Source organism: Bradyrhizobium huanghuaihaiense (genome assembly GCF_025200885.1).
In the GTDB taxonomy this organism is placed as follows: domain Bacteria; phylum Pseudomonadota; class Alphaproteobacteria; order Rhizobiales; family Xanthobacteraceae; genus Bradyrhizobium; species Bradyrhizobium huanghuaihaiense.
On sequence record NZ_CP104172.1, the window covers coordinates 2,369,409 to 2,390,143 of the forward strand.

The window sequence follows — 20,735 nt, forward strand, 5'->3', positions numbered from 1 at the left end:
GAGAAAATACATGCTCAGAGAAATCCGCCCCGCCATCGTCCTCTTGCTGGTGCTCACCGCCATCACGGGGCTGGCCTATCCGCTCGCAATGACCGCCATCGCCGGGGCGATCTTTCCGGCGCAGGCGCAAGGCAGCCTGATCGAGCGCGACGGCAAGGTGGTCGGCTCCGCCCTGATCGGGCAGGAGTTCAAGGACGACAAATACTTCCACGGCCGCCCCTCGGCGACGCTGGCGCCAGACCCGAATGATTCGACCAAGACGGTTTCGGCGCCCTACAATGCCGCCAATTCGGGCGGCTCCAATCTCGGCCCGACCAGCAAGGCGCTGGCCGACCGGCTGAAGGAGGATGTGGACAAGCTCAGGGGCGAAAATCCGAATGCTTCCGTGCCGGTCGATCTGGTCACCACCTCGGCCAGCGGCGTCGATCCCGATATCTCGCCGGAGGCCGCGGAATTCCAGGTGCCGCGCGTCGCCAAGGCCCGGAATATGCCGCAGGACGCTGTGAAGCAGATCGTGGCTGCCAACGTCCAGGGCCGTCTGTTCGGCTTGCTCGGCGAACCCCGCGTTAACGTACTGGCGCTGAACCTCGCGCTGGATCGCGCCGCAGCCAAGTAGCGGTCTAGGCTCGCGGTCCGCAGATGATTATATTGACAACATGGTCCGAGAGCGCCGCGATCCCGAACAACGTCCGTCTCCCGAGGCGCTGCTGGAAGCTGCGCGCCGGGAGGAAAGCGCGAGCGGCAAGCTGAAGATCTTCGTCGGCGCCGCCCCCGGCGTCGGCAAGACCTACGAGATGCTGCAGAGCGCCCACGCCAGGCGCAAGGCCGGCATCGACGTCGTGGTCGGCTTCGTCGAGACCCATGGCCGGGCCGAGACCGAGGCGCTGGTCCGCGGGCTCGAAGTCGTCCCGCGCAAGCGGCTCGATTACCGCGGCCAGATCGTCGAGGAGATGGACCTCGATGCCGTGATCGCGCGGCGGCCGCAAATCGCGCTGGTCGACGAGCTCGCCCACACCAATGCGGCGGGCAGCCGTCATCCCAAGCGCTATCTCGACGTCGAGGAATTGCTGTCCCACGGCATCGACGTCTACACCGCCGTCAACATACAGCACATCGAGAGCCTGAACGACGTCGTCGCCCAGATCACCCATGTCCGGGTGCGCGAGACCGTGCCGGATTCGGTCTTCGACCGTGCCGATGCCATCGAGCTGATCGACCTCACGCCCGACGATCTGATCCAGCGGTTGAGAGAGGGCAAGGTCTATGTCCCCAAACAGGCCGAGCGGGCGCTGGAGCATTATTTCTCGCCCGGCAATCTGACCGCGCTGCGCGAGCTCGCGCTGCGGCGGACGGCCGAACGGGTCGACGAGCAGTTGCTCACCCACATGCAGGCCAATGCGATCGCCGGCCCCTGGGCCGCGGGCGAGCGCATCCTCGTCTGCGTCAGCGAAGATCCACGCGCGGCTGGCCTCGTCCGCTACACCAAGCGGCTGGCCGATCGGTTGCATGCACCTTTCACCGCGATCTCGATCGAGACCCGGCGATCCCTGCAATTGTCCGACGAGGAGCGCGATCGCCTCGCCGATACGCTGCGGCTCGCGGAGGCGCTGGGCGGCGAGGCGCTGACCATTCCCGCCGTCGGCCGCCGCATTGCCGACGACGTCATCAACTTCGCCCACGGCAACAACGTCACCCAGATCGTGATCGGCAAGTCGACCCGCTCGCGCTGGTTCGAGATGACGCGCGGCTCTGTCGTGCATGATCTGGTGCGCCGCGCCGGCAATATCAGCGTTCATGTCATTCCGGGCGACGAGCTCGCCGAAGAGGCGGTGCCCAAGACGGCGGTGCAGACCGCGGCGCGGTCCGAGCCGTTCGATGCGCGTCCCTATCTGGAGGCGCTTGGGATCACCGCGGCCGGCCTTGCTGCCGCCGTGGCCATCAAACCGTATTTCGGTGTCGAGAACGTCGACCTGATGTTCCTCACCGCGGTGGTGGCGGTTGCCGTGCGCTACGGGCTGTGGCCGTCGCTGCTTGCGAGTGTTGCTGCGTCGCTGGCCTACAACTTCTTCTTCCTGCCGCCGGTCTATACGTTCACCATCACCGATCCAACCAATGTCGCGGCGTTCTTCTTCTTCATGCTGATTGCGTTCGTGGTGTCGAACGTTGCGGGACGCGTGCGCACGCAAGCCGACACCGCCATCGGCCGCATCAGGACCACCGAGCAGCTCTATGCCTTCAGCCGGAAGCTCGCCGGCACCGCTACCCTCGACGACGTATTGTGGGCGACGGCCTATCAGATCGCGCTGATGCTGAAGGTCCGTGTGGTGCTGCTACTGCCGGAAGAGGGCCTGCTGACGGTCAAATCCGGCTATCCGCCGGAGGATGAACTTGACCAGGCCGATCTTGCCGCCGCCAACTGGGCCTGGAGCAACGATCGTACGGCGGGTCGCGGCTCGGACACCTTGCCGGGGGCAAAGCGGCTGTTCCTGCCGATGCGCACCGGGCGCGGCCCGATCGGCGTCATCGGCATCGACGACGACCGCACCGGCCCGCTGCTGACGCCGGATCAACGCCGGCTGCTGGACGCGCTGGTCGACCAGGGCGCGCTCGCGATCGAGCGCGTGCTGCTGGTCGAGGACATGGATCGCGTCAAGCGCACCGTCGAATCCGAGCGGCTGCGCTCGGCGCTCTTGACCTCGATCTCGCATGACCTGAAGACGCCGCTCGCCTCCGTGCTGGGCGCGGCCTCGACCATGCGCGATCTCGCCGGTGCCTTGTCCGACACTGAGAAGCGCGACCTGCTCGCCACCGTGATCGACGAGTCCGAGCGGCTCAACCGCTTCATCGCCAATCTGCTCGACATGACCAAGCTCGAGTCCGGCGCCATCGTGCCCAACACCGCATTGCACGATCTCGGCGAGATCATCGGCAGCGCGCTGCGCCGTGCCAGCAAGATCCTGACCGCGCACAAGGTCGAGCTGGTGCTGGCCGCCGATCTGCCGATGCTCCAGCTGGACGCCGTGCTGTTCGAGCAGGTGCTGTTCAACCTGCTCGACAATGCAGCGAAATATTCGCCGCCCGACACCACCGTCTCGATCCGGAGCCGACGCGAGCGCGATCAGGTGGTGCTGGAGGTTGCCGACGAGGGCGACGGCATTGCGCCTGACGAGCTCGAGAGCGTGTTCGACAAGTTCTACCGGGCGCAGAAGGGCGATCATGTCCGTCCCGGAACGGGCCTCGGGCTCGCCATCTCCCGCGGCTTCGTCGAAGCCATGCGCGGCACGATTTCGGCCGCCAACCGCAATGACCGGCGCGGCGCGGTCCTCACCATCCGTCTGCCGGTTCCGGCCCAGACCAACGCATTGGATACCGCCGCATGAGCGCCGCCGCCATCAAGGTCCTGGTCATCGACGACGAGCCGCCGATCCGCAAACTGCTGCGGATGGGGCTGACCACGCAGGGCTATGAGATCCTGGAAGCACCGAACGGCAAGACCGCGCTCGAAAAGCTCGCTGAAGGGCCAGCACTGATCATCCTCGATCTCGGCCTACCCGACATCCAGGGCCATGAGCTGCTGCGGACCATCCGGTCCCGCAACGAGGCCGTGCCGATTGTGGTGCTGTCGAGCCGGGGCGACGAGGCCGGCAAGGTGCAGGCGCTCGATCTCGGCGCCGACGATTACCTGACAAAACCGTTCGGCATGGACGAGCTGCTGGCGCGCCTGCGCGCCGCGCTGCGGCACCAGCTCCAGGTCCAGGGCGAGCGCCCGGTGTTCCGCACCGGCGATCTCTCGGTCGATCTCGTCCGCCGCATCGTCAAGGTCGGCGAGCGCGAGGTCAAACTCTCGCCGAAGGAGTACGATTTGCTGCGCGTGCTGGTGCAGCACGCCGGCAAGGTGCTGACACATCGCTTCTTGTTGAAGGAGTTGTGGGACGAACTGACGGATGCGCAATATTTGCGCGTCTATGTCCGCCAGCTCCGGCAGAAGATCGAGGCCGATCCGGAGCGTCCGCAATATGTGCTGACCGAGACGGGGATCGGCTACCGGTTGAAGGCGGGGGATTGACTTTGGAAAATGCGTAGGATGGGTTTCGCTTCGCTCTACCCATCCTACGAAAACTGTATCCACATCGTCATTGCGAGCGCAGCGAAGCAATCCAGAGTCCCTCCGCGGAAAGAGTCTGGATTGCTTCGCTGCGCTCGCAATGACGGATCAGCCCGCCTTCCGATGCCTCGCCGCTGCCCGGTGCGTCTTCCGCGCACTGCGCTGCCGCCCCGTCGCGCGCCGCGCATGCGACTTCGCCGCCGTCTTCTTCCCGCCGCGCCCCTTCAGGCTCTGCTTCAACGCATCCATCAGGCTGACGACGTTGCTCGGGCGCTCCTCGGGCTCGGGCAATTCGATCTTCTTGCCGCTGGCCTTGCGCTTCACCAGCGCCTTCAGCGCGTTCTCGTACTCGTCCTTGAATTCGCCGGGATCGAAATGTGCGGCCTTGGTGTGCAGGATGTGGCCGGCGAGCTCGACCATGTCCTTGGTAATTTTCGGGCTCTTGATGTCGTCGAAGAACTGGTCCTCGTCGCGGAGCTCGTAAGGATAGCGCAGCGTGGTGCCGAGCAGGCCCTTGCCGAGCGGCTCGATCGCGATGATGTGCTCGCGGTTGGTGAGTACGATCTTGGCGAGCGCCACGCGATCCTGGTCCTTCATGGCATCGCGGATCACCGCGAAAGCGTCGGCCGCGGCCTTGCCGTCAGGCGCGATGTAGTAGGGATGGTTGAGATAGCGCTGGTCGATTTCCTCGCTCGGTACAAAGCTCTCGATGTCGATGGTGTGATTGCTCTCGATCTGCACCGCCTCGAGCTCCTCCGGCTCGATCTCGACATATTTGCCCTTGCGCAGCTCGTAACCGCGCCCCTTCTGGTCGCTCTCGACGACGTCGCCGGTCTCGGCATCGATCATCTGCTGCTTGAGACGGTTGCCGGTCTCGCGGTTGATCATGTGAAATCGGGTCTTCTCGGCCGCCGTCGTCGCGGGATAGAGCACGACGGGGCAACTGACCAGCGACAGCTTCAGCGTTCCCTTCCAATAGGCACGGGGGGCCATTCCATTCTCCAGTGTTTTCAGGACGATTTGGAACCCCAACCTCGCCATCGGGTTTTGGTTCCGGGTGGGACTTTTGCCGTGATAGGCTCGAAAGCCGAAAGAGAAGCGGGACCGGTCGTGCTGCGAAAACTCTCCACCTACCGACAGAAGCGTGATTTCGAGAAGACGCCCGAGCCATCCGGCAAGACCGCGGTGGCGCCGTCGGAACAGCGCCGTTTCGTGATCCAGAAGCATGACGCGACGCGCCTGCACTACGATCTCCGGCTCGAATTCGACGGCGTGTTCAAGTCCTGGGCCGTGACGAAAGGACCCTCGCTCGATCCCCACGACAAGCGCCTGGCGGTCGAAGTCGAGGATCACCCGCTCGACTATGGCGATTTCGAAGGAACGATTCCGGAAGGCCAGTATGGCGGCGGCACGGTCATGCTGTGGGACCGCGGTACGTGGGAGGCGGAAGATCCGGAAGCCGGCTTCAAGAAGGGCGATCTCAAGTTCACGCTCCACGGCGACAAGCTGCATGGCAGCTGGGTGCTGGTGCGCATGCGCAACCGCGGCGGCGAAAAGCGCACCAACTGGCTCCTGATCAAGCATCGCGACGACTATGCCCGCGAGGGCGCGGACAACGACATTCTCGACGAGGACACCTCGGTCGCCTCCGGCCGCGCGATGGAGCAGATTGCCGAAGGCAAGGGCCGCGCGCCAAAGCCGTTCATGCTGGCGAAGGGCGCAGGCAAGGCCAAGGCGGACGCGGTGTGGCAGTCCAATCGTGCGGAGGAGACGAGAGGCAGGACCTTGCAGCCGGCGCCGCGCACGGCGTTGAAGGTCGGAAAGAGGGGAAAGAAGACGACGACGGCGACGAACGCCAAAAAGGTCTCGGCGATACCGGACTTCGTCGCGCCGCAGCTCTGCACGCCGGTCGAGCGGCCGCCGCCCGGCGCGGGCTGGTGTCACGAGATCAAGTTCGACGGCTACCGCGTGCAGCTCCGGGTCGAGGACGGCGAGGCCACATTGAAGACGCGCAAGGGCCTGAACTGGACCGACAAGTTCGGCTCGATCGCGAAGGAGGCGACTTCGCTGCCGGATGCCATGATCGATGGCGAGATCGTCGCGCTCGACCATAACGGCGCGCCGAATTTCTCCTCGCTCCAGGCCGCGCTGTCCGACGGCAAGACCGACGACCTCATCTTCTTCGCGTTCGATCTGCTTTTCGCGGAAAATCAGGACTTTCGCCGGCTGCCGCTCGGCGAGCGCAAGGAGCGGCTCAAGGCGCTGCTGGAGGCGCGCAAGCGGAAATCGGCGCAGATCCGCTATGTCGAGCATTTCGAGAGCGGCGGTGACGCCGTACTGCAATCGGCCTGCAAGCTCGAGCTCGAAGGCGTGGTGTCGAAGAAGCTCGACGCACCCTACCGCTCCGGCCGCACCGAGAGTTGGATCAAGGCCAAATGCCGCGCCGGCCATGAGGTCGTGATCGGGGGCTACAAGACCACCAACGGCAAATTCCGCTCGCTGATGGCGGGCGTGCATCGCGGCGATCATCTCGCCTTTGTCGGCATGGTCGGGACCGGCTTTGGCGCCGACACGGTCAAGCGCATCATGCCGTCGCTGAAGGCGATGGAGAGCAAGGAGAGTCCCTTCGGCGGCAAGAATGCCCCGAAGAAGGCGCGCGACGTGCATTGGCTGAAGCCGGAGCTCGTCGCCGAGATCGAGTTCGCCGGCTTCACCGCCGACGGCAATATCCGCCAGGCCGCATTCAAGGGCTTGCGGCAGGACAAGCCGGCCGAGGAGGTCGAGGCCGAGACGCCGGTCGACACGGAGCTTGCCAAGCCCTCGGCAAGAAAGCGCGCCGCGAAGACCGCGAAGCGATCCAAGGACGCCGGCACCGCGGAAGTGATGGGCGTCGTCATCTCCAAGCCGGACAAGGAGCTCTGGCCCGAGGATGGTGATGGCAACCCGGTCACCAAGCTGGATCTCGCGCGCTATCTCGAAGCGGTCGGCGAATGGATGATCGTGCACCTCAAGGGGCGGCCATGCTCGCTGATCCGTGCCCCCGACGGCATCAAGGGCGAATGCTTCTTCCAGCGTCACGCCATGCAGGGAACGTCCAATCTTCTGGAGCTCGCAAAAGTCTCCGGCGATCGCAAGCCTTACTTGCAGATCGATCGGATCGAGGGGCTCGCCGCGGTGGCGCAGATCGGCGGCGTCGAGCTGCATCCCTGGAATTGCGCGCCCTATGCCTATGACACGCCGGGCCGGCTGGTGTTCGATCTCGATCCGGCGCCGGACGTGGATTTTGCCGACGTCGTCGAGGCCGCCAAGGAGATGCGACAGCGGCTCGCCGACGTCGGCATGGAGAGCTTCTGCAAGACCACCGGCGGCAAGGGCCTGCACGTCGTGGTGCCGCTGCTCCACGGGGCGCGCGACAAGGTGAGCTGGAAAGAGGCCAAGGCGTTTGCGCAAGGTATCTGCCAGAGGATGGCCGATGACGACCCCGAGCGCTATCTGCTCAACATGTCGAAGAAGCTGCGGAACGGAAAGATCTTCCTCGATTACCTGCGCAATGACCGCATGTCGACGGCGGTGGCCCCGCTGTCGCCGCGCGCGCGTGCCGGCGCCACCGTGTCGATGCCCGTAACCTGGGCGCAGGTGAAGAGCGATCTCGATCCGAAGAAATACACGGTGCGGACGGTGCCGGGCTTGTTAGGACGGTCCAAGGCCTGGGAGGGCTATGACGATGCGGCGGCGCCGATCAAGGCCGCGATGAAGAAGCTGGCGGGGAAGGTGAAGTAGGTCTCTGCCACAGGGAGAACTGCCGTAGGGTGGGCAAGGCGGAGCGTGCCCACGATCCTTTTTTTAACGGCGAGGAAGGTGGGCACGGCGCAAGAGCGCCTTTGCCCACCCTACGAGGTCTTCGCCGGGTCGCTAGATCCGTCCCATCAGCAGCAGGATCAGCAGGATGACGATGACAAGCCCAAGGCCGCCGCCGCCGTAATAGCCCGTGCCGTAGAACGGGCCGCCGCCAATGCCGCTGAAGCCGCCGAGCAGGGCGATGACCAGAATGATCAGAATGATCGTGCCGATTGACATGCGAGTCTCCTCCAGCCCTTGTAGAAAGGGTTGCTTGCACCTGTCCCGTGTGTGAGGGCAACTTGCCGCAGGTTTTAAAGTTCCGGTTTTGAAACGGGGCGACAGTTGCAAGTTGCATGGAACCTTTATGGTCGCAGCCGGCATCATTAAGTGAGGATCAAGCAGCACGGGGCAGAGCCATGTCAGCACCGCTTGTCGTTTCCATTCCGCATCGTCTCGGCCGCGAGGAGGCGGTGCGCCGGCTCAAGTCCGGGCTTGGCCGCGCGGCCGCCAGCATTCCCGTGATGCAGGTCGAGGAGGAGCGCTGGAGCGGCGACAGCATGAATTTCCGCATCCGCGCGCTCGGGCAGATCGCGACCGGTCAGGTCGACGTCGCCGACGATCACGTCAAGGTCCAGGTGGTCCTGCCGTGGCTGTTGCAGCGCTTTGCCGAGATGGCGCAGGCGACCATCAAGAAGCGCGGGCAACTGCTGCTGACCAAGGACGGCGGAAAGTGAGTTTCAGGCGCTTACGCGCTGCCGTGCCGGCCTGATGGCGCTTGCTGCGCGGGCCGGAATGACGGCTGCCGGAAGATCACGGAAAGCCTGTGCGATCGGCAGTGCGTTGCCCGCAAGTCCCGCCGCGGCATAGCCTGTGATATCGACGGTCGCGTCGAAGCCTCCAAGTGCGGGCCACTCCCGGCCCGCGTGCGTGAACGCCGCAAACTGGCGTCCGACCACGACGATCGCGGCGGCGCGGCCGCGGCGACGGGCGAACGCGATGACGTGCTCGGCGTGCGTGCCGCGCACCTCCAGTTTCTGGTAGTCGCCTTGCGCGAAGACGTCGGCGAGCTCGTTGCGCCGCCTGAGCAGTTGCCGCGTCCAGGCGAGCTTGAGCCGGCCGTCTGGCCAGGACTTGATCAGTCCGCTCCAGTCCGGCGCTTCCAGTGCCGTCAGCGCCGCGTCGCGCGCGGCAAAATCCACGGGGCGGCGGTTGTCGGGATCGACCAGCGAGAGGTCCCAGAATTCGGTGCCTTGATAGACGTCGGGCACGCCCGGCAGCGTCGCCTTGAGCGTGAGCTGGCTCAGCGAGTTCAGTGCGCCGAGCAGCGCGAGACGGCGCGCCAGGGTCTGCAACGCCTCCAGGAATTCGCCTGACAGCGCGGGGTCGAGGATCTTCGCGATGAAGCTCTTGATGCCGCTCTCATAGGCCTCGTGCGGGTTGAGCCAGCTCGTTTCCTCCTTGCCTTCGCGCGCGGCCTTGAGCGCATAGGCCTGGATGCGCTCGACGAAGCTTTCATCAAGCGGCCCCTGCAGCGGCCAGGCGCCGAGCAGGGTCTGGTACAGCATGTATTCGAACGTCGCCGACGGCGCGCGCAGATGGCCGTGGAGCGCGAGATGCGGCGCATTCAGGACCTTCCAGCGCGATACCGCGCTGGTCCATTCGCCGGGAACTTCGCTGAGTGCCGCAATCCGGGCGCGCGCGTCCTCGCCGCGCTTGGTGTCGTGGGTCGCGGTCGCCGTCATCCCTTGCGGCCACTCCCTGGCGCGCGCCCGCATCGCCTCGTGAAAGGCGGGAACGGTGAGGCCGGTGCTCGCGGGATCGCCGCCGACCTCGTTCAGCGCCAGCAGCCGATGGAACTGGTAGAACGCGGTGTCCTCCAGCGACTTCGCCATCACCGGCCCGGTGAACTGCTGCACCTTCAGTGCGAAGCGGCGTACGCGTGGCGTGCTGTGCGGGGGCCGGCCGGGCTTGAGCAGGTCCATGGTCAGCGCATCGCGCAGGAAGTCGAAGATGCCCTCGTCCGCGGCGAACCATTCGGCGCGGGCGCGCGCGATGGTGTCCTCGATCAGCTTGCGGTCGTGGGCGGTCGCCCCGGCCGTGGTCAGATAGGTGCGATAGACCGGGAAATGCAGCACATAGAGTTCGAGCGCCTGCCGCAGGCTGTCGGCTGAGAAGTCGCGCGTCGAATAATGCCCGTTGGCGATGCGCGCGAGCAGGCGCGTCAGCACGGTGAATTCGCTGGTCAGCAGCGTCTCCAGCACGCGCCGCTTGGCTTCCTTGACGTAAGGCGCAAGCCGTGGCGGCCGGTTGCTGATCTGGCGCCAGGTCTCGTCCAGCGCCTCCAGCCCCTTGGCGTCGACCAGCACCTGCGTGATGACGTTCATCCACTCGTAGCCGGTGGTGCCCTGGACGCCGGCGAAATGCGGCAGGTGCTCGTGCTCGCAGAGGATCTTTTCGATCACCGTATAGAACGGTTTTGTCTTGCCCTGCGCATCGCGCACCAGCCGGCGCAGCCGCTGGCAATATTGCGCGGGATCGCGCAGGCCGTCGATATGATCGAGGCGGATGCCCTGCAATCTGCCGTCGGCGACGAGCTGCTTCACCAGCCGGTGCGTGGCGGCAAACGTGCCGGGATCCTCGACGCGCAGGCCGGCGAGACCGTTGACGTCGAAGAAGCGGCGATAGTTGATGTCGCTGGAGGCAAGCCGCCAATGGCCGAGCTTGTAGTGCTGGCGCTCCAGCAGGTGATGCAGCGCCAGTGTCTGCGCGGGACGGTCCTTGGCGGCACGATAGGCGGCAAGACCGCGGCTGATGATGTCGGCGGCGCCTGCGATCTCCTTGAGCTCGGCCTTGAAGGCCGGCGCTTCCTTGCGGTTGGGTCGACGCAGCCCCGTATAGCGGGTTGCGAGCGCAAGCAGACGCTTGCCTGCCTCTGTCTCGGCGGCGTCCGCCTCCTTCACGATCACGCGCAGGATTTCGCCATAGCGCTCGGGCGCGATCGGCAGGCGGTGCTCGAAATACCAGGCGGAAAGGCTGCCCTGTTCGGGATCGTAGCGCAGCTCGATCTCGCCGCGCTCCAGCGCCTCGCCATAGGAGGAGCCGAGGATCGGCAGAAGCACGCCGCCGCGGGCGCGGTGGGGCAAGAGGTCCCAGTCGATGTCGAAGGCGGCCGCGTGCGGCGAGGCCTGGCCCCATTCCAGCACATCCAGCCACCAGGGATTGTCGGCAAAGTGCACGCCGACATGGTTGGGCACGAAATCGATGATGAGGCCGAGATCGTGCTTGCTGAGCGCCTCGCTCAGCCGCGCGAAGCCGGCTTCGCCGCCGAGCTCGGGACTGAGCTGGCCGTGATCGACGGTGTCGTAGCCATGCGTTGAGCCCTTGCGGGCCTTCATCACAGGTGAGGCGTAGAGATGTGTGATCCCAAGCGCCTTCAGATACGGCACTACGGCGGCAGCCTTGTCGAAGTCGAAATCTGCGGTGAGCTGAAGGCGGTAGGTCGCAAGCGGAATGGCGGGAGGCATGTCAACCTCCGAGGCGCCAGACCACCGACCAGGGCGGAAGCAGATCGCCGATCACGCCGCCCCAGATCGGCGTGCCCGTGCTGACGGTAGAGGTGATCTCGTGGTCCGACAGATTGGCGATGAGGCGCAGCGTCGTGCCGTCGCCCATGCGCCAATGTGCGCTGAGCAGGCCATTGTCGGCCGCCTCGGCATCACCGAAGCTTGCGCCCTTGAGCCGCGGCATGATCTCCTTGCGGCGAAGCGCGAGCAGGTCACGCACCAAAGCCAGGCGCGCGTTCTGCTCCTGCGTGTGGCCGGTCCAGTCGAGCACAGCCGATTGCAGTGTTGCCGGATCGAGCGGGTCGGGCACCTCGTCGCCGTATTTTTCGTAGGCCCAGGCATATTCCTGCTTGCGGCCCTTGCGCACGGCATCGGCAAGTCCGCCCTGGAAATCGCAGAAGAACGGGAAGGGGACCTTCGAGCCCCATTCCTCGCCCTGAAACAGCATCGGCACCATCGGCGCGAGTAGGGTCACGGCGAGCGCCGCCTCGATCTGCTGCGGCGATGCCAGGCTCTCGAGCCGCTCGCCGAGCGGGCGATTGCCGATCTGGTCGTGGTTCTGCAGGAAGTTGACGAAGGTCGCGGGCGGCAGCTCGCCGCTTGGCTCGCCGCGCGGTTTCTTGCCCCAGAATTCCGAGATCTCGCCCTGGTAGACGAAGCCGGAAGCGAGCGCGCGCGCGAGGTCCATGCGCGGGGTCTGGTAGTCGCCGTAGTAGCCGGCGAGCTCGCCGGTCAGCATGACGTGCCAGACGTGGTGGTAATCGTCGTTCCACTGTCCCCGATATTTTCCGTTCGGCGGCTCCTGTGCGGCGTCGAGCAGGCTGGCGCGATTGTCGCCGTTCTCCAGCACGAGATGGATGTGCCGCCCCGTCGCCCTGGCAAGCTCGCCGGCGGTCACGCTGAGGTCCTGCAGCATCGATTGCTCGCCGGGGATCGCCATGATGTGGTTGGCGGCGTCCAGCCTCAGTCCGTCGAAGCGGTAGTCGGTCAGCCAGGACAGCGCATTCTCGACCGCGAAGGCGCGCACCTGCGGCACGCGGTAGTCGATCGCGCTGCCCCAGGGCGTATGCGCGTCGGTGAAAAAGGTCGGCGCATAGCGGCCGAGATAATTCCCCTCGGGACCGAAGTGATTGTAGACGACGTCGAGGAACACCATCAGCCCGCGCAGATGGGCCTCGTCGATCAGCGTCTTCAGATCGTCGGGACGGCCATAGGCGCCGTCGGGCGCATACCACAGCACGCCGTCATAACCCCAGCCGCGGCATCCCGCGAAATCGGCCAGCGGCATCAACTCCAGCGCGGTGATGCCGGTCGCTGCGAGATGATCGAGCTTGTCGATCATCGCGCGGTAGCTGCCTTCGCCCGTGAATGTGCCGACATGGGTCTCGATCAGCACCGTCTCTTCCCAGGGGCGGCCGCGCCAATCCTGCGCGCGCCAGGCGAATGCGTCGTGGTCGATCACCTCGCTCGGGCCGAAGACGTCTTCAGGCTGGAAGGCCGAGGCCGGATCGGGCACGTCGATCTCGTCGTCGATCCTGAATTTGTAGCGGCTGCCAGGGGTGAGGCCGACGATCTCGGTCACATACCAGCCGTCTTGCCGGCGCTGCATCGCGTGCCTGCGGTCGAGCAGAAGATCGACGCGGCGCGCGCCGGGCGCCCACAGCCGGAACGACACGCCGTCCTTGGTCGGCCGCGCCCCGAAGGATGGCCTCATGGCGCCCCCGCGAAGGCGAGCACGGAGCGCGGCGGCGCCTTGCTGTCGCTTCCGGACGGGAAGTCGATGGTGTTCAGCTTGGCATCGGTCGTGTTCAGGATCTGCTGCCAGCTCTTGTATTCGGACATTTTGGGCAATTTGAATGCGATCTCTTCGGGGGCGGCGTTCAGGACGATAAAGATCGCGGCGCTGCCGGGTTCCATCGGCCCCATCACATAGGAGAGAAACCGCCCGTCCGGGAATGTCCAGTCGCTCTCCGTCATCTCGTTACCTTCAGGCGTCAGCCACAGTGCGCCGTAGGAGACACCGTCCTTGGGACGGCCGTCGAGCCAGCGATGGCTGCGAAGCTGCGAGAAGCGGCGGCGGATGTCGGCGAGGTCGGCGACGAAGTCGACCATGTCCTCATCATCCTTGCCGAGATTGTCCCAGCCGACCCAGCCGATCTCGTTGTCCTGGCAATAGGCGTTGTTGTTGCCGGACTGCGAATTGCCGACCTCGTCGCCGGCGAGGATCAGCGGGACGCCCTGCGCCAGCATCAGACAGGCCAGCACGTTCCTGCGAAGCTGCCGGCGCAGGCCGAGGATCTTGGGATCGTCGGTCGGGCCCTCGACGCCACAATTGTTGCTGTGGTTGTCGTTGGAGCCGTCGCGATTGTCCTCGCCATTGGCCTCGTTGTGCTTCTCGTTGTAGCTGAAGAGGTCGGCGAGCGTGAAGCCGTCATGCACCGTGATGTGGTTGATGCTGGCGCGCGGCCGCCTTCCGTCGTGATTGAACAGGTCGGAGGACGCCGTCATGCGGCTGGAGATGTCGCCGATCAGGCTGCCTTCGCCGCTCCAGTAGCGCCGCATGGCGCTGCGATAGCGGTCGTTCCACTCCGACCATTGCGAGGGGAAAGCACCGACCTGGTAGCCGCCGAGGCCGAGGTCCCAGGGCTCGGCGACGAGCTTCACGGCGGCCAGCACCGGATCCTGCCGGATCGCGGTCAGAAACGAGCTGCCGCGATCAAAACCGTTCGGTCCGCGCGCGAGCGTGGTGGCGAGATCGAAGCGGAAGCCGTCGACATGGCAGACCTCGACCCAGTAGCGCAGGGAATCCATCACCATCTGCAGCACGCGCGGATGGGTGAGGTTCACCGACGAGCCGCAGCCGGTGAAGTCGTCGTAGTAGCGCGGGTTCTCGCGGTTGAGCCAGTAATAGGAGGCATTGTCGATGCCGCGGTAGCACAGCGTCGGGCCGAGGTGGTTGCCCTCGGCGGTGTGGTTGTAGACGACATCGAGCATCACCTCGATGCCGGCATCGTGCAGGCGCGCGACCGTGGTGCGGAAGGAATCGAGCGCATTGTCCTGGGCGTAACGCGGCTCCGGCGCGAAGAAGGACAGCGAGTTGTAGCCCCAGTAATTGACGAGCTTCTTCTCGACCAGGATGCGGTCGTCGACGAAGCTGTGGATCGGCAGCAGCTCGATCGTGGTGACGCCGAGCTTCTTGAGGTGCTCGATCATCGCCGGCGAGGACAGGCCGCCATAGGTGCCGCGGAGGTTCGGCGGCACGTCGTCGCGCTTCTGCGTCAGGCCCTTGACGTGAGCTTCGTAGATGATCGTGTCTTCCCACGGAATGTTCGGCCGGATCTCGCGCCGGCCCCAGTTGAAGGTCTCGTCGACCACGACGGCCTTGGGCATGCCGCGCGCATTGTCGCGCCGGTCGAACGACAGGTCCTCGCGCGGTGAGCCGGTGCGGTAGGCGAAATGCGCATCGCTCCAGACCAGCCGGCCCGCGAGCCGCTTCGCATAGGGATCGAGCAGCAGCTTGTTGGCATTGAAGCGGTGGCCGTGCTCGGGCTCGTAGGGACCATGCACCCGGTAGCCGTAGAGCTGGCCGGGCGAGACGTCGTTGAGATAGCCGTGCCAGACGTCCTCGGTCCTTTCAGGCAGTTCGACGCGCTCGAGCTCGCGGCGGCCTTGGGCGTCGAACAGGCAGAGCTCGACCTTCTGCGCGTTGGCGGAGAACAGCGCAAAATTGGTGCCGCGTCCGTCCCAGCTTGCGCCGAGGCGTGCGGGCGATCCGGCGGTCAGGCGCATATGTCAGCTTTCCGGAACGAGGAAGATCGCGGCGAGCGGCGGAATGGTGAGGCGGAGCTCGGGCGTCTTGCCGTCAACGGTCTGGACCTCGCCGATGTTCCCGACATTGCTGCCGCCGTAATGGGCGGAGTCGGAATTGAACACCTCTTTCCACTTGCCGGCCAGGGGCACGCGAACGCGATAGCTGCGATAGACATTGGGGGAGAAGTTGACGATGACGAGGCATCGCGCGTGCTCGTCAAAGCCCTTACGCAGCCAGGCGAACACGTTGCGGTTGGCATCATCGGTGATCAGCCATTCGAAGCCGGCCTGGTCGCAGTCCATCTGATGCAGCGCCGGGACCGCGCGGTAGAGCCGGTTGAGGTCGCGGATCAGTGCCTGGATGCCGGAATGCACCTTGTATTCGAGCAGGTGCCAGTCGAGCGACTGGTCGTGATTCCATTCGCGGCTCTGCGCGATCTCGGCGCCCATGAACAGCAGCTTCTTGCCGGGGTGGCCGAACATGAAGCTGTAATAGGCGCGCAAATTCGCAAAGCGCTGCCATTCGTCGCCGGGCATGCGGCCCAGGATCGAGCGTTTGCCGTGCACGACCTCGTCATGCGACAGCGGCAGGATGAAGTTTTCCGAGAACGCGTAATGCAGGCCGAACAGGATCTCGCCGTGATGATGCTTGCGGTGGATCGGATCCTTGCTGATGTAGTTCAGCGTGTCGTGCATCCAGCCCATGTTCCACTTGTAGCCGAAGCCGAGCCCGCCGAATTCGACCGGGCGCGAGACTTGCGGCCATGCGGTGGATTCTTCCGCGGCCGTGGTCGCCTGCGGGAAGCGGGCAAAGACCTCCGTGTTGAAGCGGCGCAGGAAGTTGATCGCCTCGATGTTTTCGCGGCCGCCATACTGGTTCGGAATCCACGCGCCGGGCGGCCGGCTGTAGTCGAGATAGAGCATCGACGCCACCGCGTCGACGCGCAAGCCGTCGATGCCGTAGCGCTCCATCCAGAACAGCGCGTTGGACACCAGGAAGTTCGTCACTTCGGTGCGGCCGTAATTGTAGATCAGCGTGCCCCAGTCGAGGTGGCGTCCCTGGAGCGGGTTGGCGTGTTCATAGAGTGCCGTGCCGTCGAAACTGCCGAGCCCGTGCGGATCGTCGGGGAAATGGCCGGGCACCCAGTCGAGCAGCACGCCGATGCCTTCGCGGTGGCAGGCGTCGACCAGCGCGGCGAAATCCTCAGGGCTTCCGAACCGGCTGGTCGGCGCATAGAGCCCGGTCGGCTGATAGCCCCATGAGCCGTCGAACGGATGCTCGCTTACCGGCAGGAATTCGAGATGCGTGAACCCCATGTCGCGGGCATAGGCCGGCAGCTGCTCGGCGAGCTCGCGATAGGTCAGCCATTCATTGTCGTCCTTGCGCCGCCACGAGCCGAGATGGACCTCGTAGATCGACATCGGCGCCGACAGAGCGTTGATGCCGCCGGGCGCCGGGCGGGGCCGCGGCAGATGCGCCTCGTCGAGCACGATCGAAGCCGTCTTCGGCCGCACCTCGCTCGCAAACGCCATCGGATCGGATTTCAGCGGCAGCAGATGGCCGTGCGGGCCGACGATCTCGAACTTGTAGTGATCGCCGATCTTCGCATTGGGGATGAACAGCTCCCAGTACCCGCTGCCGCGCACCCGCATCGGATGACGCCGCCCGTCCCAGAAGTTGAAATCGCCGACCACCGATACGCGCCGCGCATTCGGCGCGAGCACCACGAAGCCGATGCCGTCGACGCCGTCGAGCCGCATCGGGTGCGCGCCGAGCTTGTCGTAGAGGCGCTGGTGGGTGCCTTCGCCCAGCAAATAGAGGTCGAAATCGGTGAGGATCGGCGGGAAGCGGTAGGCATCCTCGAATTCGACGACGTTGTTGCCGAATTTCGCGCGCAGCTGGTAGTGCTTCGAGCCGTTGGGCAGGGCTCCGATGAACAGGCCGGAGTCATGAACGCGGTCGAGCGGCGCGACCTCGCCATGCTCGCCGACCGCCTCGACATTGGAGGCCTCCGGCACGAAGGCGCGCACCACGCTCTTGCCGCCCTCGGGATGCAGCCCGAGATAGTGGAAGGGGTCGGAGTGACGGCCCTCGATGATCGCGTAGGCTTCGGCTGGCAGTTTAGGCATGGGCTTCGCTCTCGGCACTGGACAGAATGCGAAGCAGTCCGGTCAGCGGCGCATGGAGCCCCTCGGGCCGGTGGGACAGTTCGTACTCCACATCGTCGAACGCTTGATCAAGCAGGAAAAACCTTAACAGGCCTTGCGCGGTTTGCGGATTGTCCGGCCACAGCCGCCGGTCGGTCATGGCCTCGCGATAGGCGTGCAGGAACGTCGTGGTGGCGCGTTCGCGCCATTCGCCGAGCGCGGCTGCAAGCCGGTCCTGTTCGTCGGAGGCGCCCGTGAGCGCCCGGTTGAGGGCGACGTTAACCGAAAGATCAATCGAGCGGATCAGGCCTGCGACGTCGCGCGCGGCCGGCAGCTTGCGCCGCTTGTCGGCCAGCGGCCGGCGCGGATTGCCGTCGAAGTCGATGATGAAGATGTCGTCCTTCACGATCAAAGTCTGCCCGAGGCGGAAGTCGCCATGATGACGGATGTTCAACCCGCCGATGGCGGAAGGCAATAGTGCATTGAGTTGGCCGGGCAGGGCCGCGCGCGCTGCGCCGAGCTGGTCGATCAGCGGCCGGTCCGCCTCCCGCAGGCCGTCGCGGCTGTTGGCCAGGTGCTCGAATACGTGCTCGGCTCGCGCCTTGAGGTCGGAGACCCAGCGCCTGGCGTGCTCGGAGCCGATCGGCTCCGGAGCGAGATTGTCCGGCTTTGCCGCGGCCAGGGCGACATGCAACTCGGCAAGCCGACGGCCGATCTGCGCGATGAAGTGCAGGTAGGGCGCCTGCTCCTGGGTCTCGCGCGGCGCCTCGCCCGCGGGCAAGACGCGCTGCTCGTCGATATAGCGATCGAGATAACCGGTGGTCACGGTCCAGCCGTCGCCCTGGTTCTCGACAAAGGCATGCAGCACGCCGAGCGTGCTGCGCCGAGCGTCCTCGACCAGCTCGACACTGCCGAGCAGCGCCGGCGTGTTGGCGAAGTGAGCCACCTCGGTGAGATAATGGCCGATCTCGATCTCGGGACTGGTGCCGCTTTCGAGCTGCCGATGGATCTTGACGACATACTGGTTGTCCACGAGCGCGGTGCTGTTGGACTGCTCGATCGCGCGGATGCGCTGGGGCTCCTTGATGGTGTAATCGGCGAACCGGCTGGTGGCTTTGAACTCCAGGCGTAGATTGTTCTCGTCCACCACCAGGTTTTGCGACAGACCCCGCAGGAAAAGCCCGATGAAGATCTGCTCAGTCGCAACGTCGAGCAGCGTGCCCTCGCGCGCACCCTGGCGCACGGCGGCGAGCGCCTTCGGGTTGAAGCGTTCGCGGTCGAAGCGTACCCATTCGATCTGCAGCGGCAGCACGTAGCGCGTCTTGACGTCGTCCCGCGTGGTCTCGAAGAACGCGATCCATGGCCTGTTGTCGCCGATATCGCTGAAAGGTACCGCCGAGGTCAGCGCTGTCTGGATGTGCTTGGGATTGTGCTCCGGATACCAGCGTGTCCTTGCCAAAAATCCCGGCAGCACGTCGCGCTCGAACACGCCGCGCTCGCGCGCGAGCGACACCCAGTTCGAATTGACCGGCACGACCAGGGTCTCGAACTCCGGCACCGCGCGAGGCGTCACCGGCTCGGACTTGTCGCGCTCGGTGAGGTGGAACCAGTAGAAGCCGTAGGGCCCCAGCGTGATCATGTAGGGCAATTCGCCGATCGCCGGGAAACGGGTACGTCCAAGCATCTCCTGCGGGATGCGGTCCTTCCAGGGCGACAGATCGAGCTCGGTCGCCTGCGCGGCGCGCGAGAGATTGGCGACGCAGAGGATCACCTCGTCGCGATACTGCCGGACATAGGCCAGCACGGCGCGATTGGCCGGGCGGATGAAGGTCATGGTGCCGCGGCCGAAGGCGAGCGTCGACTTGCGCACCGAGATCAGCCGCTTGGTGGCGCTGAGCAGCGAGGACAGGCTGCGCGACTGCGCCTCCACGTTCACCGATTCATAGCCGTAGACCGGATCCATGATCAGCGGCGCGTAGAGACGGGCGGGGTCGCAGCGTGAGAAGCCGCCGTTGCGATCGGGGCTCCACTGCATCGGCGTGCGCACGCCGTTGCGGTCGCCGAGATAGATGTTGTCGCCCATCCCGATCTCGTCGCCGTAATAGATGATCGGCGTGCCCGGGAAGGACAGCAGCAGCGAGTTCATCAGCTCGATCTTGCGGCGGTCGTTGTCCATCAGCGGCGCGAGGCGCCGCCGGATGCCGACATTGATGCGGGCGCGCGGATCGTTGGCGTAGGTGGTCCACAGATAATCGCGCTCGACGTCGGTGACCATCTCCAGCGTCAGCTCGTCATGGTTGCGCAGGAACAGCGCCCATTGGCAGCTCGCCGGGATATCAGGCGTCTGGCGCAGGATATCGGTGATCGGGAAGCGGTCCTCCTGCGCGATCGCCATGTAGATGCGCGGCATCAGCGGGAAGTGATAGGCCATGTGGCATTCGTCGCCACGGCCGAAATATTCCTGCACGTCCTCCGGCCATTGATTGGCCTCGGCCAGCAGCAGCTTGCCCTTGGAATACGAATCCAGTTCCTGGCGCAGGCGCTTGATGATCGCATGCGTCTCGGGAAGGTTCTCGTTCGAGGTGCCCTCGCGCTCGCAGAGATAGGGAATCGCGTCGAGGCGGAAGCCGTCGACCCCGGCGTCCAGCCAGCGCTTCATCACCTGGATGAGCGCACTGACCACGCGCGGATTGTCGAAATTGAGATCCGGCTGGTGCGAGAAGAAGCGGTGCCAGTAGAACGCGCCGGCCTCCGGATCCCAGGTCCAGTTCGACTTTTCCGTGTCGGTGAAGATGATGCGTGTGCCCTGGTATTTCTGGTCGGTGTCGCTCCAGACATACCAGTTGCGGGCGCTCGAGCCGGGATGGCTGCGGCGCGCGCGCTTGAACCATTTGTGCTGGTCCGAGGTGTGGTTGACGACGAGCTCGGTGATGACGCGCAAGCCGCGCTTCTGCGCTTCCTGGATGAAGCGCTTGAAATCCTTCATCGTCCCGAAATCGGGATTGACCGAGCCGTAGTCGGCGATGTCGTAGCCGTCGTCGCGGCCGGGCGAGGGGTAGAACGGCAGCAGCCACAGCGCGGTGACGCCGAGCTCCTGCAGATAGGGCAGCTTCTCGGTCAGCCCGGCGAAATCGCCGATGCCGTCATGGTTGCTGTCGGCAAAGGCCTTGACGTGGAGCTGGTAGATGATCGCGTCCTTGTACCAGAGCTCATCCACGATCTCGGCAGCCTCAACTTTCTTGGTGTCGACGGAAGACAGAACATTCATG

12 protein-coding genes are annotated in these 20,735 nt (G+C 65.2%); 5 read left to right on the forward strand and 7 right to left on the reverse strand.

Going from position 1 to position 20,735, the window contains the following annotated elements; all coding sequences use genetic code 11:
- The first annotated feature begins 10 nt into the window (after positions 1 to 10).
- From N2603_RS11260 to N2603_RS11270, 3 genes are read left to right on the forward strand one after another with little or no spacing between them, the layout of a single operon-like run.
- Positions 11 to 616 (forward strand): K(+)-transporting ATPase subunit C, encoded by a 606-nt coding sequence (locus N2603_RS11260; RefSeq protein WP_260388780.1) that lies wholly within the window; start codon positions 11 to 13, stop codon positions 614 to 616.
- 40 nt (positions 617 to 656) lie between these two features.
- Positions 657 to 3,380, forward strand: a complete 2,724-nt coding sequence (locus N2603_RS11265) for a sensor histidine kinase (RefSeq protein ID WP_260388781.1) — start codon at positions 657 to 659, stop codon at positions 3,378 to 3,380.
- On the forward strand, positions 3,377 to 4,066 hold the full coding sequence (locus N2603_RS11270; protein ID WP_018641111.1) for a response regulator: 690 nt from the start codon (positions 3,377 to 3,379) through the stop codon (positions 4,064 to 4,066). The genes N2603_RS11265 and N2603_RS11270 overlap by 4 nt, the downstream gene beginning before the upstream one ends.
- Positions 4,067 to 4,213: 147 nt before the next feature.
- Here the strand turns inward: N2603_RS11270 and ku are convergent, their stop codons facing one another.
- Positions 4,214 to 5,098 carry a non-homologous end joining protein Ku gene (ku, locus tag N2603_RS11275; protein ID WP_260388782.1) on the reverse strand — a complete coding sequence of 295 codons (885 nt, stop codon included), beginning with the start codon at positions 5,096 to 5,098 and terminating at the stop codon, positions 4,214 to 4,216.
- A 117-nt stretch (positions 5,099 to 5,215) separates the two neighbouring features.
- Between ku and ligD the strand changes: the two genes are divergently transcribed.
- Positions 5,216 to 7,885 carry a DNA ligase D gene (gene ligD / locus N2603_RS11280; RefSeq protein WP_260424181.1) on the forward strand — a complete coding sequence of 890 codons (2,670 nt, stop codon included), beginning with the start codon at positions 5,216 to 5,218 and terminating at the stop codon, positions 7,883 to 7,885.
- A 132-nt stretch (positions 7,886 to 8,017) separates the two neighbouring features.
- Here ligD and N2603_RS11285 read toward each other — a convergent pair whose 3' ends face one another.
- Positions 8,018 to 8,182, reverse strand: a complete 165-nt coding sequence (locus N2603_RS11285; RefSeq protein WP_018318514.1) for a DUF3309 family protein — start codon at positions 8,180 to 8,182, stop codon at positions 8,018 to 8,020.
- Between the two features lie 179 nt (positions 8,183 to 8,361).
- Here N2603_RS11285 and N2603_RS11290 point away from each other — a divergent pair, with 179 nt between their 5' ends.
- Entirely contained in the window at positions 8,362 to 8,679 is a 318-nt protein-coding gene (locus N2603_RS11290; RefSeq protein ID WP_018641108.1) for a polyhydroxyalkanoic acid system family protein, read from the forward strand.
- A 3-nt stretch (positions 8,680 to 8,682) separates the two neighbouring features.
- Here N2603_RS11290 and treY read toward each other — a convergent pair whose 3' ends face one another.
- Genes treY through treS form a run of 5 tightly spaced genes read right to left on the reverse strand, consistent with a single transcriptional unit; the run spans position 8,683 to position 20,734 of the window.
- Entirely contained in the window at positions 8,683 to 11,469 is a 2,787-nt protein-coding gene (treY, locus tag N2603_RS11295; protein ID WP_260388783.1) for a malto-oligosyltrehalose synthase, read from the reverse strand.
- Between the two features lies 1 nt (position 11,470).
- Positions 11,471 to 13,222, reverse strand: a complete 1,752-nt coding sequence (gene treZ, locus N2603_RS11300; protein ID WP_260388784.1) for a malto-oligosyltrehalose trehalohydrolase — start codon at positions 13,220 to 13,222, stop codon at positions 11,471 to 11,473.
- On the reverse strand, positions 13,219 to 15,297 hold the full coding sequence (glgX, locus tag N2603_RS11305) for a glycogen debranching protein GlgX (RefSeq protein WP_260388785.1): 2,079 nt from the start codon (positions 15,295 to 15,297) through the stop codon (positions 13,219 to 13,221). Before glgX ends, treZ begins: the two co-directional genes overlap by 4 nt.
- Before the next feature lie 3 nt (positions 15,298 to 15,300).
- Positions 15,301 to 17,448, reverse strand: coding sequence for a 1,4-alpha-glucan branching protein GlgB (gene glgB, locus N2603_RS11310; protein ID WP_260388786.1), 2,148 nt, complete (start codon positions 17,446 to 17,448; stop codon positions 15,301 to 15,303).
- Positions 17,441 to 20,734 carry a maltose alpha-D-glucosyltransferase gene (gene treS / locus N2603_RS11315; protein ID WP_260388787.1) on the reverse strand — a complete coding sequence of 1,098 codons (3,294 nt, stop codon included), beginning with the start codon at positions 20,732 to 20,734 and terminating at the stop codon, positions 17,441 to 17,443. The genes glgB and treS overlap by 8 nt, the downstream gene beginning before the upstream one ends.
- Position 20,735: the final 1 nt, after the last annotated feature.

Coding starts and splice junctions, on each gene's coding strand:
- N2603_RS11260 (WP_260388780.1), top strand. CDS start 11: ATGCTCAGAGAAATCCGCCCCGCCATCGTCCTCTTGCTGGTGCTCACC.
- N2603_RS11265 (WP_260388781.1), top strand. CDS start 657: ATGGTCCGAGAGCGCCGCGATCCCGAACAACGTCCGTCTCCCGAGGCG.
- N2603_RS11270 (WP_018641111.1), top strand. CDS start 3,377: ATGAGCGCCGCCGCCATCAAGGTCCTGGTCATCGACGACGAGCCGCCG.
- ku (WP_260388782.1), bottom strand. CDS start 5,098: ATGGCCCCCCGTGCCTATTGGAAGGGAACGCTGAAGCTGTCGCTGGTC.
- N2603_RS11285 (WP_018318514.1), bottom strand. CDS start 8,182: ATGTCAATCGGCACGATCATTCTGATCATTCTGGTCATCGCCCTGCTC.
- N2603_RS11290 (WP_018641108.1), top strand. CDS start 8,362: ATGTCAGCACCGCTTGTCGTTTCCATTCCGCATCGTCTCGGCCGCGAG.
- treY (WP_260388783.1), bottom strand. CDS start 11,469: ATGCCTCCCGCCATTCCGCTTGCGACCTACCGCCTTCAGCTCACCGCA.
- treZ (WP_260388784.1), bottom strand. CDS start 13,222: ATGAGGCCATCCTTCGGGGCGCGGCCGACCAAGGACGGCGTGTCGTTC.
- glgX (WP_260388785.1), bottom strand. CDS start 15,297: ATGCGCCTGACCGCCGGATCGCCCGCACGCCTCGGCGCAAGCTGGGAC.
- glgB (WP_260388786.1), bottom strand. CDS start 17,448: ATGCCTAAACTGCCAGCCGAAGCCTACGCGATCATCGAGGGCCGTCAC.
- treS (WP_260388787.1), bottom strand. CDS start 20,734: ATGAATGTTCTGTCTTCCGTCGACACCAAGAAAGTTGAGGCTGCCGAG.